Source organism: Sinorhizobium fredii USDA 257, from assembly GCF_000265205.3.
GTDB lineage: Bacteria > Pseudomonadota > Alphaproteobacteria > Rhizobiales > Rhizobiaceae > Sinorhizobium > Sinorhizobium fredii_B.
In genome coordinates this window covers 3,076,677-3,091,211 of record NC_018000.1, presented here as the reverse complement: position 1 = coordinate 3,091,211, position 14,535 = coordinate 3,076,677, and the positions used below count along the sequence as shown (strand labels likewise).

At 62.8% G+C, this 14,535-nt stretch carries 15 protein-coding genes and 1 pseudogene; 5 read left to right on the top strand and 11 right to left on the bottom strand.

Going from position 1 to position 14,535, the window contains the following annotated elements; all coding sequences use genetic code 11:
* Window positions 1-90: 90 nt before the first annotated feature.
* A complete protein-coding gene (gene traA, locus USDA257_RS14265; protein WP_014763680.1) occupies window positions 91-4,710 on the bottom strand; it encodes a Ti-type conjugative transfer relaxase TraA in 4,620 nt (1,539 codons plus the stop codon).
* Window positions 4,711-4,930: 220 nt separating this feature from the next.
* Here traA and USDA257_RS34125 point away from each other — a divergent pair, with 220 nt between their 5' ends.
* The 3 genes from USDA257_RS34125 to traG are packed head-to-tail and all read left to right on the top strand — an operon-like array spanning window position 4,931 to window position 7,348.
* A complete protein-coding gene (locus tag USDA257_RS34125; RefSeq protein ID WP_014763679.1) occupies window positions 4,931-5,218 on the top strand; it encodes a TraC family protein in 288 nt (95 codons plus the stop codon).
* The gene (locus tag USDA257_RS14255) at window positions 5,208-5,447 is read left to right on the top strand and encodes a conjugal transfer protein TraD (RefSeq protein ID WP_014763678.1); all 240 of its coding nucleotides are present in this window, start codon (window positions 5,208-5,210) and stop codon (window positions 5,445-5,447) included. The genes USDA257_RS34125 and USDA257_RS14255 overlap by 11 nt, the downstream gene beginning before the upstream one ends.
* Window positions 5,438-7,348 carry a Ti-type conjugative transfer system protein TraG gene (gene traG / locus USDA257_RS14250; RefSeq protein ID WP_014763677.1) on the top strand — a complete coding sequence of 637 codons (1,911 nt, stop codon included), beginning with the start codon at window positions 5,438-5,440 and terminating at the stop codon, window positions 7,346-7,348. The genes USDA257_RS14255 and traG overlap by 10 nt, the downstream gene beginning before the upstream one ends.
* A gap of 73 nt (window positions 7,349-7,421) precedes the next feature.
* On the opposite strand, the gene USDA257_RS37135 is transcribed toward traG, so the two are convergent.
* The 6 genes and pseudogenes from USDA257_RS37135 to USDA257_RS36080 all read right to left on the bottom strand — a co-directional run bounded on the left by USDA257_RS37135 (window position 7,422) and on the right by USDA257_RS36080 (window position 10,372).
* Complete coding sequence (locus tag USDA257_RS37135; protein WP_014763676.1) at window positions 7,422-7,589, bottom strand: hypothetical protein; 168 nt, start codon at window positions 7,587-7,589, stop codon at window positions 7,422-7,424.
* A 302-nt stretch (window positions 7,590-7,891) separates the two neighbouring features.
* Window positions 7,892-8,215 carry a DUF736 domain-containing protein gene (locus tag USDA257_RS14245; RefSeq protein ID WP_014763675.1) on the bottom strand — a complete coding sequence of 108 codons (324 nt, stop codon included), beginning with the start codon at window positions 8,213-8,215 and terminating at the stop codon, window positions 7,892-7,894.
* A 623-nt stretch (window positions 8,216-8,838) separates the two neighbouring features.
* Window positions 8,839-9,237: pseudogene (locus USDA257_RS14240) on the bottom strand (type II toxin-antitoxin system VapC family toxin).
* Window positions 9,234-9,500, bottom strand: a complete 267-nt coding sequence (locus USDA257_RS14235) for a type II toxin-antitoxin system Phd/YefM family antitoxin (protein WP_014763672.1) — start codon at window positions 9,498-9,500, stop codon at window positions 9,234-9,236. Before USDA257_RS14235 ends, USDA257_RS14240 begins: the two are co-directional and overlap by 4 nt.
* 225 nt (window positions 9,501-9,725) lie before the next feature.
* The gene (locus tag USDA257_RS14230; protein WP_014763671.1) at window positions 9,726-9,986 is read right to left on the bottom strand and encodes a type II toxin-antitoxin system Phd/YefM family antitoxin; all 261 of its coding nucleotides are present in this window, start codon (window positions 9,984-9,986) and stop codon (window positions 9,726-9,728) included.
* Complete coding sequence (locus tag USDA257_RS36080; RefSeq protein ID WP_144051932.1) at window positions 9,959-10,372, bottom strand: hypothetical protein; 414 nt, start codon at window positions 10,370-10,372, stop codon at window positions 9,959-9,961. Before USDA257_RS36080 ends, USDA257_RS14230 begins: the two co-directional genes overlap by 28 nt.
* Here USDA257_RS36080 and USDA257_RS14225 point away from each other — a divergent pair.
* Window positions 10,371-10,631, top strand: a complete 261-nt coding sequence (locus tag USDA257_RS14225; protein ID WP_014763670.1) for an AbrB/MazE/SpoVT family DNA-binding domain-containing protein — start codon at window positions 10,371-10,373, stop codon at window positions 10,629-10,631. The genes USDA257_RS36080 and USDA257_RS14225 overlap by 2 nt on opposite strands.
* Window positions 10,628-11,032: a type II toxin-antitoxin system VapC family toxin gene (locus USDA257_RS14220; RefSeq protein ID WP_014763669.1), complete on the top strand. Its 405-nt coding sequence runs from the start codon at window positions 10,628-10,630 to the stop codon at window positions 11,030-11,032. Before USDA257_RS14225 ends, USDA257_RS14220 begins: the two co-directional genes overlap by 4 nt.
* A 100-nt stretch (window positions 11,033-11,132) precedes the next feature.
* On the opposite strand, the gene USDA257_RS14215 is transcribed toward USDA257_RS14220, so the two are convergent.
* The 4 genes from USDA257_RS14215 to USDA257_RS14200 all read right to left on the bottom strand — a co-directional run bounded on the left by USDA257_RS14215 (window position 11,133) and on the right by USDA257_RS14200 (window position 14,495).
* The gene (locus USDA257_RS14215) at window positions 11,133-11,762 is read right to left on the bottom strand and encodes a plasmid pRiA4b ORF-3 family protein (RefSeq protein ID WP_041415271.1); all 630 of its coding nucleotides are present in this window, start codon (window positions 11,760-11,762) and stop codon (window positions 11,133-11,135) included.
* Window positions 11,763-11,857: 95 nt separating this feature from the next.
* The gene (locus USDA257_RS14210; protein WP_014763667.1) at window positions 11,858-12,799 is read right to left on the bottom strand and encodes a DUF2493 domain-containing protein; all 942 of its coding nucleotides are present in this window, start codon (window positions 12,797-12,799) and stop codon (window positions 11,858-11,860) included.
* Window positions 12,800-13,179: 380 nt separating this feature from the next.
* Window positions 13,180-14,232 carry a DUF7146 domain-containing protein gene (locus USDA257_RS14205; protein WP_014763666.1) on the bottom strand — a complete coding sequence of 351 codons (1,053 nt, stop codon included), beginning with the start codon at window positions 14,230-14,232 and terminating at the stop codon, window positions 13,180-13,182.
* 14 nt (window positions 14,233-14,246) lie between these two features.
* Window positions 14,247-14,495, bottom strand: coding sequence for a hypothetical protein (locus USDA257_RS14200; RefSeq protein ID WP_080605597.1), 249 nt, complete (start codon window positions 14,493-14,495; stop codon window positions 14,247-14,249).
* Window positions 14,496-14,535 lie beyond the last annotated feature (40 nt).

The following is a 14,535-nucleotide window of genomic DNA, read 5'->3' as shown; positions in this document are numbered from 1 at the left end:
AGGCCCATCCATGAACACCGGCGCCGGCGCAGCGATCATCTACCGCAGCGCCTCGCCTAGGCATTATCTGGAGTAGCAGTTTATTGGGGTCTAACGCTCGAAACCAGGTGCCCGACTGATCACGCGCTCGCGGCGATCGGAGACGACCTTGTGGCTGCTGTTGATCTGCGCAGTCTGCTGCAACACCTTGAGCCTGTCCTGCAGCGCCTCGAAAGCCGGCCGCTGGGCCGGCGGCACTCTGTTGAGGAGATCCTTGTCCCCCCGGAGAATGGCATTGCGCCCGAACCGCTCGTCGAGCGCTCTGCTGACGGCAGCAAACTCCCGGCGGATATCCGAATCGAGTGAACCGGCCATCGAGTCGAGCTTTCGGCTCTCCTTCTTCATCTCGGACGCTAATCGCTGCAGGGTTTCTTCGGCTGGTTTCGAGAGACCGGGAATAGCAACAGCCATGCGCCGACGTTCTTCCTTAACAGCCTGGCGCTCGGCATCGAAGGCGCTGACGTAAGCCGCGTTGAGCGAGCGCAGATGGACGGCCGCTTCCGACACTGCCTGCAGCGCCTCCTTCCTGTCCCTGCCAGAGGCAAGCATCCGCTCCATGAGACGATCCGAGCCGCGGAGCGCGCCATAAGCGGCAGGGTCGTCGGCTACGGCTGCGGCGATCCGCTCGCCGGCGAAGCCCTCGACGACCAGATCCTCGATCTTGTCGACGGCGGCTGCCGGATCGCGCCAGATACGTTTGGCGGTCTCGGCGAGCGCCGCGCGATGATGGCAATAGTGCGCCATGGTAAGCGCTCGCGCTCGCGCCTCGTCGTCCACCGGCGTCCTGAATTCCGTCACGGCTGCAAGCATCGGCAGCACGGCGTTTTCCCCCTTTCCGAACTCGACACTCGCGCCGGCGACGATCTTCGACCGGTCCTTCCTCTCGGCAAGATGTTGCTGTTCGGTGAAGCGCCGGACAGCCTCGAAGAGCCGCGTAAGTTTCCCAAGTCTTTCATCCTTGAGATCTTCCGGCATGCGTTCGGCCACATTGCGCTCAGTGATCGCGCCGGCCTTGGCGGCGAAGGCGCTCCACCCGAAGCGGGCGGTCAATGCGTCGCTGACGGCCTTGATCTCCTGCGCGATCGAGCGGTCCTTCACGGCGAGCGCAAAGGCGGTCTTGTAGGCATCGTCTCCGCCCTGCTTGCGCACCGCTTCGATCTCCACAAGACGCGCCATGGCGCGCTTCGAGAGCGCCGGGATGGACAGGGACATATAGGCGCGGCGCGTGTGCTCGCGCTCGCGGAACCGCTCGACATTTCTCCGGAACTCGGTCGCGTGGGCGCGAGCCAAGGGCAACAACTCCTCCAGGCCCGCCATGCCGACACTGCGCTCGTTCCGCGCCGCTCGGCCGTCGACCATGAGGTCGGACCCGCGCAGGCGGCCGAGCCGGTCCGGCGCTTTGGCGAGATCGTCAGCAAGCTTCCGGGGTTCGATGGCGCTATTCGATGCAAGCGCATTTAGGTGGACAATCGCCGCGTCTGGATTGCGGTAGATCCTTTCGAGCAGCGGCCGAAGGATTTGTTCCCGCTCCTTCCACTGGGGCGAGGAAAGCTGCGCCAAGCGTGCATCCTCGTCGACACTTCGGGCGAACTCGGCGGTGGGCGGGATCAGATAGTGGCCGCCAATCGGGATTCCGGCCGAGAGGCCTTCGGTCCGTTCCTCGCTGTACGAAACGCGCCGTTCCCGCTCGATCGCGAAGCCGAGCGCCACGCTCGCCCGATCCCAGAGCTTCGCCACCTGCTCGCGCTTTTCCGCAATCCACGCCAGCCGCCGCGAAACGCCCTCCTCCATTCGGGCCGCGGCCAATGAGAGACTGTCGATCCCGCGCCGCCGTGCGAAGTCGCTGGCATGCGCCTGGTAGCCGTCCTCGCTTTCGAAATCGAGCGTCGTCGTCTTTGCGCCGGAGCGCGACAGCCGCTGGACAAGCTGTTCGAACAGTTCCGGCCGGTGACTCTCGCGTACGATCCGCTCTTGGCGGGCTTCGGCAGTTTCGACTTGGCTTGCGGTCCAGACATTGCGGTCGACTTCCCGTTCGTCGTAACGCTTCTCGCCTGTCCGCTCATCGACGACGGGCACCGTCACCCTGACCTTCTCGACACCATCCTTGCGCAAGGTGACTGTATCGCGCTCCGAGACGCCGGCCTCCTCGAGAGCCTTCGGCAGGCTCACGCCCCAGAGACGATGCACGGCTCCGTCGTCGGTTCGGATGTCGGCATAGGGGCTTTCCTCCGTATCCTCATCATCGGGCCGGAATCTCGCTTGCCCGGCCTCCACGAGCTCGCCAGTCACGCCGGCGGCATGATCGACGCGCGGCTTGCCTCCCCATTCCGGCTTCGCATTGAAGTCTTCTTTCGCCGCATAGAGATCGGCGCGGTCGCGATGCCGCGTCATCGACACATACGTCAGATGCTGATCCATCATGCCGGTGGCGAGCACGAAGGTCCGATCCACAGTCGCACCTTGAGACTTGTGGATGGTCGCGGCATAGCCATGATCGACATTGCAATAGCTGTCCTCGCTGATCACGACGTCGCGGCCATTGTCGAGACGGATCGACAGCAATGCATCGGCGCGTTTGTCGTCAGTGGAAACGACCGTGCCGAGCATGCCGTTTTTGACGTATTGCGGTCCGAGACGCCGGGCGCGTGGCTCCACGAAGCGGGCATTCTCGAGGAAGATGATGCGGTCGCCGACGGCGAACTCGCGCGCGCCGCGAGCTGTCTGGAAAGTACGGCCGTCGCTCAGGGCGCCCTCGTTCGTCATCACTTGGCGCAACGCGTCGTTCAACCGTTTGACGTCGTTATTGGTGTGGGCGAGCGCGAGCAATTCATCGCCGCGAAGGCGAGGCGCATTTTCGTCGTCAGCTGATTTCTGAAGAAGTTCACGGCGCGCATCCGCCCAGTCGGAAACAATCCGGCCGATGATTTCGTGACGCGTCTCCGTCTCGACAATACGGCCATGCCGGGCATAGGCGTCGAGGGCCTTCTCGACCTCGCCGCGGGCAAAGAGCCGCGAAGCGTCGCGCGCCCACACATCGCGCTGCCGCCGCACGCCGGCAAGTTCCGCAAAGCCGACCCTTTCGGTGATCGCCCGGAACGCCGCGCCCGCCTGGATCGGCTGCAGCTGCATCGCGTCGCCCACCAACACGGCTTTCGCGCCTGCGTCTACTATCGCCTTCATGACACGCGCCATCTGCCGCGACGACACCATTCCTGCCTCGTCGATCACCAGTACGTCGCCGCGCTCCAGCAAACCACGCCCCGACGCCCAGGCGAGTTCCCAAGATGCGAGCGTGCGCGACTTGATGCCAGAACTGTCCTCCAGACCTTCGGCTGCCTTGCCTGCGAGTGCCGCACCGAAGACCCGGCGGTTCTCGCTTTCCCAGGCGACGCGCGCGGCGGCGAGCAGCGTCGACTTGCCGGCGCCAGCAAGACCGACCACGGCGGCAATCGCATTGTCGCCGGTGACATGACGAATGGCATCGACCTGTTCCGCATCGAACTTGAAGGGCTTTGCCAGATCGGCCGTTTCGACGTTTCGGATTGCAGTCTCAACTGGTCTCGCTGAGACGCCAAAGCCCTTTCGCCCTAAAAGGACCTGCGCCGACTGCGCCATATCGTATTCGATACGCAGGATCTCCCGCGTGGTGAACACTGCCGGCTCCGACGCCTTGCCGGTCTGCGCGTCGATCTCCTGTGGCCTGAGTGTGACCAGCTCGTCCGACGCCATCAGGCGCGCGCGGATGTTGGCGAAATCTGTCGGTTCGTCGACATAGCGATGCAGCGCCTTGGCGAGATCCTTCTCGTCGAATGTGGAGCGCTCGTTGCCGAGCTGTTTCAGGAGAAGCTCGGGATCGGCGAGCAGCCGGTCGGCCATCTCCTGTCGCCGAGCCAAGTCCGCCGGCGCGAAATACATCTCGACACCCTTACGCGCGAGCGCCGCCTTTTCCGGCCCGAGATGTTTCTGTGCGATGCCGTCGAGGCCCTGCTCGGCATAGGAGCGGCCGTCGAGGCGGATCTCATGCCCGGCGAGCGCCAGATGCTGGTTGGCGGTTTCCGCCCAGGCGATCTTCCATGCCTTCATGGTTTCCTTGTCGCCGGCCCAGAGCTTGTAGACAATCTTGCCGTTCGGCCGATCCGGCGTGACGACACGCAACGGCTCGCCGTCTTCGCCAAGCACCGGAACCTTCTTCGGTCCGAACCCCTCCTCCGTCAGGGGCCTCAGTGTGGTCATCAGATGGATGTGCGGATTGCCGTCCTTGTCGTGAAACACCCAGTCGGCGACCATTCCTTTCGACGTAAAATTGTCCCGGACGAACTCGCGCACCAGGGCGATGTTCTCCGCCCGGGTCAGTTCCTCCGGCAAGGCGATGATCAGTTCGCGCGCAAGCTGCGCGTCCGCCCGCGTCTCGTGAGCCTCGATCGCATTCCAGAGGGCCTCGCTTGCCTTGGCGACCGATTGCCCATCGATCGCCGCCCGCAGCCAGGCCGGAATTTCGTCCGGCAGCGCCAGCTCCTCATGCACCAGTTCGGAGGTGCCGCCGCGGTAGCTGAACGACATTCCGGCCTGCTCGTCCATCATCCTGGCGCGATGGCGATAGGCGGCGGCCGAGACGATGCTACGTCCAGCTCCCCTGCTGATCACCTGCGCTCTGACGAACATGATCGCCATGACCGTCTCCAGATCTTCCGAGCCCGTCGCGTCAGCGACGTATATTGCGCCCTCAAACCGATCGGCCTGCCAAGGCCGATGCCGCTTATCCGGTAGACGGTCGGCAAGAATTCCGGCTGAGACATTTTCGGTTTGATGCAAATTTGACTATTTTACTAATTCATTTCAGTTAGTATAGTCGATGCCGTTCAGATTGTTCAAATTGGAAAGGACACACGGCATGAGTGCAAAATCATCACTTTCGGAACTGGATGCCCAGATCGCGAAGCTCCGAGAACGCAGACGACTTTTGATAGTAAAATCCGCGGAGCGCTTCGCCCGCGCCGCCACGAAGTCCGGTCTTGCGGAAATGGAGATCCCCGACGACGAGGTCGATCGGATCCTGGAAGAGATCGCCGCGCGATTTCGCAAAGAGGAGAAGAAGGGGACTGCTGGCGCAACTGCTTCGCCGCGTCGACAGCCAAGTGGCGGGTCTGGAACGCCGGCGGAGGTTTCTCATGACGGCTGACCGCAAGCGGGAGGCCCGCGAGAAATTCCTGCTCGGGGGCATTGTCGTCAGGGCGGGACTGTCAAAGGCGGACCGGGCGTTTCTGCTCGGCGGGCTCATCGAACTGGCAAGCGTCGCGCCGGGCACTGCCGAGCATCGGCGGTTGCGCGATATTGGCGAGGAAGCATTCAAGGCTCCCTCGTTGGACGGCGGATCACCTGGCATTGCGGAGACGGCGGAATGGCAATAAGGGCAAGACCGCATCCGAGCCTGTTGCTCATTCTCTTGCCCGTCGCCGTCACCACCTTTGCGGTCTATGTCGTCGGCTGCCGCTGGCCGGGGCTCGCCGCCGGCATGTCGGGCAAGACGGCATATTGGTTCCTTCGGGCATCGCCCGTGCCGGCGCTTTTGTTCGGGCCGCTCGCCGGCCTTTTGGCCGTTTGGGCCTTGCCATTGCACCGGCGAAGGCCGGTGGCGATGGCGAGCCTCGCCTGTTTTCTGACGGTCGCCGGCTTCTACGCGCTGCGTGAATTCGGCCGCCTGTCCCCGTCCGTGGAAAGCGGCGCATTATCATGGGACCGGGCGCTCTCCTATCTCGACATGGTCGCCGTCATCGGCGCGGTCACTGGTTTCATGGCAGTAGCGGTCTCCGCCCGCATCTCCATCGTCGTGCCCGAACCGATGAAGCGTGCCAAGCGCGGTATCTTCGGAGACGCCGCCTGGCTGCCGATGTCGGCGGCGGCAAGGCTGTTCCCGGATGACGGCGAGATCGTCGTCGGCGAACGATACCGCGTCGACAAGGATATCGTCCATGAACTGCCGTTCGATCCGAACGATAGCAGCACATGGGGAAAGGGCGGCAAAGCCCCTTTGCTCACCTACAAGCAGGACTTCGATTCCACGCATATGCTGTTCTTTGCCGGGTCGGGGGGATACAAGACGACCAGCAACGTCGTGCCGACGGCGCTGCGCTACAGCGGACCGCTGATCTGCCTCGATCCCTCGACCGAGGTCGCGCCAATGGTGGTCGAGCACCGAACCCGCGTCCTTGGCCGCGAGGTGATGGTGCTCGATCCGACAAATCCGATCATGGGCTTCAATGTGCTCGACGGGATCGAGAACTCGCGGCAAAAGGAGGAGGATATTGTCGGTATCGCGCACATGCTGCTGTCGGAAAGCGTGCGCTTCGAAAGCTCGACCGGATCCTATTTCCAGAACCAGGCGCACAATCTCCTGACCGGCCTGCTCGCGCATGTGATGCTGTCGCCCGAATATGCCGGACGGCGAAACTTGCGCTGTCTCCGGAAGATCGTTTCCGAGCCGGAACCCTCGGTGCTCGCGATGCTGCGCGACATTCAGGAGCATTCCGCGTCCGTCTTCATCCGCGAAACGCTTGGCGTTTTCACCAACATGACCGAGCAGACGTTCAGTGGCGTCTATTCGACCGCCTCGAAGGATACGCAGTGGCTGTCACTCGACAGTTACGCCGCCCTTGTTTGCGGCCGCGCCTTCGAGTCGAGCGATATCGTATCAGCCAAAAAGGACGTGTTCCTGAACATCCCGGCGTCAATCCTGCGCTCTTATCCGGGCATCGGCCGCGTCATCATCGGGTCGCTGATCAATGCCATGATACGGGCAGACGGCGCATTCGAGCGCCGCGCTCTCTTCATGCTGGATGAGGTCGACCTTCTCGGCTACATGCGCGGGCTCGAGGAGGCGCGCGACCGCGGCCGCAAGTACGGCATCACGATGATGCTGATGTACCAGTCGGTCGGGCAGATGGAGCGGCATTTCGGGAAAGACGGCGCGACGTCGTGGATCGACGGCTGCGCTTTTGCCTCCTATGCCGCGATCAAGGCGCTCGACACGGCGCGCAACGTCTCGGCGCAGTGCGGCGAAATGACGGTGGAGGTGAAGGGAAGCTCCCGCAACATCGGCTGGAACACAAAGAACAGCGCCTCGCGCAAATCGGAAAGCGTCAACTTCCAGCGCCGGCCGCTGATCATGCCGCACGAGATCACCCAATCCATGCGCAAGGATGAACAGATCGTCATCGTGCAGGGCAATAGTCCGATACGCTGCGGGCGGGCGATCTACTTCCGGCGGAAGGAGATGGATCAGGCTGCCAAGGCCAACCGCTTCGTCAAGTGACGCAGGCTTGTTCCGCAAGATCGGTCATCTCAACCTTCTCGAACATGGCAATTCGGAGGGTCATGAAGCTGCCTCAAAAGGGCGGCTCGGCATCCCCCGTGCCATCCTGCTCGGCCATTGCGGCGATCAGTTCGGCCCGAGCAAGTTCCAGCTCCGTCTCGATCTGGCGGCGCTCGGCTGGATCGGCGTTGCGCAGCTCGGCGCGCAGTTCCTCGACCTGGATTTCGAGTGCAATCGTCATCGTCTTCATCCTCCTTGATGAATGTGAAAGATGACGCAGGGGGGTCCGTGAGGATCGGGCCGGGTCAAGGATCGCGGAGCGACCGCCAGCGGCGGCGAGTGGTGGAGCCGATTTTCTGGCGACGCCCTATCAGGGCGGCGACTGAAAATTGGGGGACCGCCCGTCCTTGAGGCGGCGCGAGCCCTCATGGCAGACTTGGGTATCTGAGCAGACAGGCTTTCGTCTCGTGTGGCACGGGCAACAGGCGCGGCAGCGGGCTCAATGCCCGCTGCCGCGCCCAGCACAACGTATGCCGGCCCCGCTCAGGCCGGGTTGTTCCAGAGGATGACCTTGCGGTTCGGATCGCCGCCAGGGGCCGGAGCAAGGTTGCCGAAGATCACCCCGATCTCCGGCGCCTCCAGCTTGACCGAGAGGTATTCTTCACCGGTCTGGCGGGCGATGCGGTTCCAGGCGGCGCCTATCTCGAAGCCTGTCTTGCGATGGATGACCCGGTAGTCGGGGGCTTCTTCGCTTGCTTTGCTGGCGTTCGGGACGATGGCGATCGGGGCGTTGACCCGGATGGTGGCGAAGACGCCTTCGAGGCTGCCGTCGGTCTTCTGCGTCAGGGTTGCGATCGTGGTGGCCATGGTTCTGTCTCCTTCGGTTGCTCGGGACCATTCCCGATGGCGCACGAAGAGACGGCCGACCTGCTGCGGTCAGCTCGGCCGAAATTTTTGCAAAATTCTATTTTCCGCCGAGAGAAAAAGAACCGAAATCGAATTTCGCAAAAATTTCGGCCCGAGTCTTACCCCTTTAGGGGTTGGCCGCAAAAGCAGGCGGTCGTCTATACGAGCGACATAAAACGGGAATGGTTCGGGGCAACTGAAGGACGCGACAAACCATCATAGCCGCCCGGCCCAGCGCTGCGGGATATCGGCCGCGCATCCCTTGAACGTTTTGCCTCCAAGCCAGTCAATTGCGTACCCTCGCCCGCTCCCAACTACAGCAAGCGGGTGGGCACGTCCCCTTTCGATATCATCCCTTTGTTGATCCGAGAGGTCGACGCGGCGACGGTATGCCGCCTGCAGACCGTGCGGCAATACCGGGTGAAGCTAATCGCGTGGGCATCAGATGAGTGATCTTTCCCCCACTCGTCCGTCCGCGCCCGGCCATCTGAGCCGTCGGTGTTCGCCAGGCACATCGCCACTGGCAAGCGCGCCATCCGAGCGATCGGAGCCGGCTTGGTCAGCGGAACCAAGCTCGTCGGAGATCACGAGACAACAGGATCCGAGCAAGTCACGAACGGAATGCCATAGAGCGCGACATTCTGATCCTGGGAAACGAAATGCGCTCCCTCCGCCATGGCCTGCGCCATGAGAAGATGATCGAAGGGATCGCGGTGATGAAGCGGAAGAGCCGTAAGAGCGATAAGATGCGCATCTGTGATATCCAGCCGGTCGAATCCCTGACCCGGCAAGATCGCAAGAATCTCTTCTATATCGGCATCAAGTTTGCCGATCCGCAGCTTCACCGTGATTTCCTAAAGGGAGACGGCACTGACGAGGACGTCGTTCTCAGGATCGCCGATAAGGCCTCGCGCATGATTCCCCAGCTTCTCGTCGTCGTTCAGCCACCACAACAAGGCATGCGTATCGAGCAGCATCCTCACGTCCCATCTTCCATGGACTTCAGAACATCCTCCGGCAGGCTGTCGAAGTCATCGGCAACTTTGATCTTTCCGCGCAATGCACCTGGTTTCCGTGTGACGACGTCTGACGACGGCGGTCCAATTTCCGCAACAACCTTATGATGGGACGTCAGGACGAACCTCTGCCCGTCTTCGACCTGCTTGAGGAAGGACGTCAGGTTGCCGCGAAATTCCCGCACGCCGACACGGCGGGGAGTTGATGTCTGCTGCCGGGATTGAGGCATGGCGAGGCTCCGTTTCAGTGGGAAATGTGTACACAATTTTTAAGAAATGCAAGCGTCTCGAGCCGTGTGGAGAGACGGCGACTCCGGCCGGCATGACGAGGGCATGTTGTCGTGAGGCGGCACGACCGCAGTCGCCTCGACAGACACCCGCCTGCTCCGATCAGTCGGTCCTGAGCAATCGGGGCGGCATCGCTTGACGTCGGTGAGTTCGCGCGGGGAGGAGCTTCACGGCTCGGCATCATACCCCTCGCCGTTCGCCAGCCGGTCGATCGCCGCGGCGAAGAGTTCCTTGTGCTCTTCCGGCATCTCGGAGACACGATGGCCGCGTCGAGGATCTCCACCGGCTCGCATTCGCTCGTAATGCTCGTAGCTCATCAGCACGAACCGGGATTTCCCATGCCGAGTGAGCACGACGGGTTCGCGGCTGGCGACGGCGGTGACATCGCCAATGTGCTTGCTCAGGTCGCGTATCGTAAAGTGCCGCATTGCCCACTCCTCTGTTGATCCTCCGCATTATGCAGATTTTCCCGATGTGCACGAACCCCGAAGGGTGGAGCGACTTCGGCGCCGCGCGTCTTTTGGACGCGTAAAGCTCGCTGCAGCACTTTGATTGCGCTGAGCTCGAAGGCGTTGCAGCGGTCCAGAAGCGTGACGCCCTCGGCGATCAGACAGGTCGGCGAGCCCGGATAACGCAAGGGATCGTCACGTCGCCAGGCGCGAAGACTGCGTGCAGCCTTCTTGGAGCCGGCTTGCCGGCGAAACAGTGCCCGGTCGGGCGGATCGCCGGATTCAATCAAGTGACCTGTCCTTCTTGAACTGAGGGCCAAAAAACCGTATATACGCATCTGTAGATACATAAGGGAGGCGACCATGCCCCATCTTGCACGGGTATTCCAGTCCGGAAACTCGCAGGCCGTCCGCCTGCCGAAAGAATTCCGCTTCAACGTCGAGCGCGTGGAGATCACGCAAGAGGGCGATGCTCTCATCCTCCGCCCGCATGTCGAGGCGGGCGAGCCATGGTCGTCGCTGAAGGCGGCGCTCGCCCGTGGCATGAGTGAAGACTTCATGGAGAGCGGGCGCGAGCAGCCGGAACAACAGGATCGACCGGAGCTTGACGCGGTGTTTCAGTGATCTCGCATCTTCTCGACACGAACGCCGTCATTGCCTTGATCGGCCGCAAATCGGATACATTGGTCAGCCGTGTACTCCACAGCCCTCAGGGCAGTATCGGCCTACCGTCGGTCGTCGCGTATGAACTCTATTTCGGAGCGCAGAAAAGCGCGAAGGTCCAGCACAACCTGGAAACCTTGCGTTTGTTGATGTCGGATTTTCCGATCCTTGACTTTGACCAGAACGATGCCTTTGTCGCGGGCGAAATCCGGGCCGCCCTTGCCGCGAAGGGGACGCCCATCAGCCCCTATGACGTGCTGATCGCAGGACAGGCAAAAGCGCGCGGTCTGACCCTCGTCACCAACAATGTCGGCGAGTTCAACAGGGTCGAGAACCTGCGGGTGGAGGATTGGTCGCTGTGATCCCTGGCTGGTTCGAGGCCGCGCAGGCGAAACCGCGACATCGTCGCCAAGGTTGAATGCTAATGGCGGAGCGATGTGGCGACCATGGCGTTGCAATGTTCTATGCTGTCTTCGGTTCGCTGGGCTTCGGCTTTGGCTGATACAGCCGGCGCTTTACGTTCGGGCGCAATGCGTTGCGCACGTCCTTGTCCACGATAGCGAGATCGAACCACTCTGGATCGAAATGCCCGCCACACCACCGTTTGGTTTCGGCGTATTCGGGGTCCTCATTGTCCGACATGATTTCCAGAAAGCGCTCATAGCCGAGCACGCCGCCGACATCTTCGGGTGGCCTGGCACGCCCACCATCGATGCAAGTCCCGTGTTTGGGCGTGATATCCAGGGCCTTGAATTCCTCGATTACCACAGAATGGCGCCAGCTATCGCCGAAGTCATAAACGTAGCTAAAAACGGCTCCGTACTCGAAGTCGCGAAGGCGAACCTCACGAAAATCGAAGACCCGAGGATCGTCGTCGAAGGCATCCTCGGTCAACAGCTCCACGTCGCCGTAGCGCAAGCCGCCGATCAGGAATTCATGAAGGTGATAGTTCCACCAGTTGAAGGCGGCCTGAATGGCAAGATGCAGTTGCTCAAGATTCCAGTGCGACGGCAAGATCAGTCGACGCCAGACCCCCGGCTCGATCTCGTCGAGTGAAACGTGAATCTGTACTGCATTGATGGCTTTGAACATGCCGCATGTGAACAGCATGGATCGGCGAGGGTCAAGTCGGAGCCGGCGGGAGAACGCCATGCGGTAAAACCCGCATGGCGTCGTCACATAGTCTGTCACGCGCCATCTCCTGCAGCCTGCCATACCGGGATGCCGAGTCGGCGGGCCTTGTCGGAGAGATTGCCGGTGATGCCGGAGCCGGGAAAGATGACGACGCCTGATGGCATGACCGAGAGCATGTCGTCGTTGCGGCGGAAGGGTGCCGCCTTGGCATGTTTCGTCCAGTTCGGCTTGAAGGCGATCTGCGTCACCTTGCGGGCCTCGGCCCAGCAGGCGGCGATACGTTCGGCTCCCTTCGGCGAGCCGCCATGCAAGAGCACCATATCGGGATATTTGGCGAGAGCCTGATCGAGTTTCGCCCAGACCCGTTCGTGATCGTTGTAGTCGATGCCGCCGCCGAAAGCGATCTTGGTGCCGGCCGGGATCAGCACCTCGGTCTCGGCGCGGTGGCGAGCGGAAAGGAAATCTCTGGAGTCGATCATCGCCGCCGTCATGTTGGCATGGCTCACCTTGGAGCCGGTCCGCGGCCGCCAGGCGGATCCCGTCTGGGCTTCGAAGAGATCGGCTGCATAGTCGCGCATGAACTCGAAGGCGTTGCGGCGCTCGAGGAGCGTGATGCCCTCGGCGATCAGGCGCTCAAGCTCGACGCTCTTCACCTCCGAGCCGTCCTGCTCGCTCTGTCCGGCGCGCTGCGCGTCCTCATTGCGCTGGAGCTCGCGCCGGATGCGCTCGCCGGCGCGGTGGAAGAGATTGACCGTTGACCAGAGCAGATCTTCGAGATCGGGTTCCAGCCGCGTGTCGCCGAGCATCTCGAACATGGCGTCGAAAATCGCAGTCAGCGCCGACTGAACGACCGGCTCCTCGGGGAGTGGGCGCGGGTCTGGTTCGTCCTGGAAAGGGCGATGGCCGTAGATTTGCATCTCATAGATGAAGCGGTCGGTCGGGGAAGAGGCGTGATGGGGCTCGAAGGCGTCGTCGAGGGGCAAGGTAAGATTCATGATGATCTCCGTCGGTTTGGGCCGCGCCTCTCGCGGCCTGACGGCGATCCCTTTCCATGCGGCAGACGGGCCGGAACCGCGGCGTGCCTCACGCCGCGGCCCAGCGAAGCGCCGGGCGGCGGAAGAAGGGTTTCTTGGCCCGCGAGGAGCGCCGGCTTCAGCATCGACCCGAAAAGTGGAAACCGGTTTTCGGAACAGCCGATGCGCCAAGGAAGTGCCGGCGTGGGGAAGAAGCCCGACTGACCCGCTGAAGGCCCGACAGCTGTATGGTAAGGGTCGCCTCTCCGCAGGCCCGCGGGCGCGCGCCTACCCGACGGCGACCAGCAGGGACCAGCCTTCCCCGCCACGCCGCGCCCTCTCCCGCAGTCCCGTCCAGCCGATCAGGTGGGCAGGAAGGACTGGATGTCTTCCGGCGCGAGCTGGGCTCTCAGATGCACCGTGAGCCGGTCGGGTCCGAGCCGGCGCAGGTCCTCGTTGAAGTCGCCGAGCTCCGGGGCAAGCACGAGCGGCAGGATCCCGAGCGACTGCGCGCGGCGGCTCAATCCCTCGATGCCATGCCGGCCGGCGGCATCGGCGTCGGCGGCGATGTAGAGGCGCGCGCATCCGGCCGGGAGCCGAAAGCTGGCAAGGTGACTTGCCGTCAGCGCCGAGACCACCGGCATGCCGGGCATCACGTGCGAGAGCGACAACATGCTTTCGAGTCCCTCGCCGGCGGTCAGGACCGGTACGAAGCCACCGGCGGGAAAGCGGAAACGCACGGCATTGCCGAGCAGGCGGCCAAGTGCGCGGCGGGGAGTATCGACCCGCGCTTTTCCGACTCCGTTCGGGTCGAGCCCAGACGCTTCAAGAAAAGTGCGATGCACGCCGGTGATCGCGCCGGAGGGATCAGTCACCGCGGCGATCAGCGCCGGATAGCTGGTCGTCCTGCCGGTCAAGAGGTCTCGATAATAGCAGGACGGATGGAACCGCAGTGCCGGATGCGCGGATGCCCGCAGGATGGCGCGTTGGCGCAGATAGCTGTCGGCAAGCGTGCCGGCGAGTGGCTGCGTCATGCGGAGTAGGCGCCTTGCGCGTTCTACCGCCGGTCTGTCGATCGGCGGATAGTCGTGGGGATCGCCTCCGCGGGACGGCGCCGGTTCAGGTTGGACAAGGCTCAGGAACTGCCGCGCTTCGTCTGCAACGTCGCGGAAGTCGACCAGACCACATGTCTCCCGCAAGAGGTCGAGCAGGTCGCCGTATTGGCCGGTCGCAGCATCCGTCCATCTGCCGGCGCGCGGGCCGGTAAGATGCACGTAGAGCGAACGGCCCTTGTTGTTGGCGACGTCACCGACGATCCAGTAATTGCCAGCCCGGAGGCCGGCGGAGAGATAGTGGCGGCAGACCGCCTCGGCATCGCACGCGAGACGATCGGCCAGTTTTGAGGCGGACAACATCGGCGATGCCTCCGTCACGTCCGGCTCACGACGTCGATGATGCGATGCCGTTCAATCCGACGGCCGAGGATCGCCGGCCCTTCCTCTGTCATCGGCACGAAGAAGCGCATCCTACCGCTGATCATCTCGGAAAAGAGACCGATCGACTTCCACCAGTCGCGCATGCCCTCGGCGACCCGTCGAGCGGCCGGCCGGCTCGCGCGGCCGGTCGAAAGAAGAGGCGTCGCGGCCTTAGTCGCGGCCGCGGAAGTGATCACGTGCATGGGGACTCCGTCCAGGGCGAGAAAAGAACCGGCCTCGCCG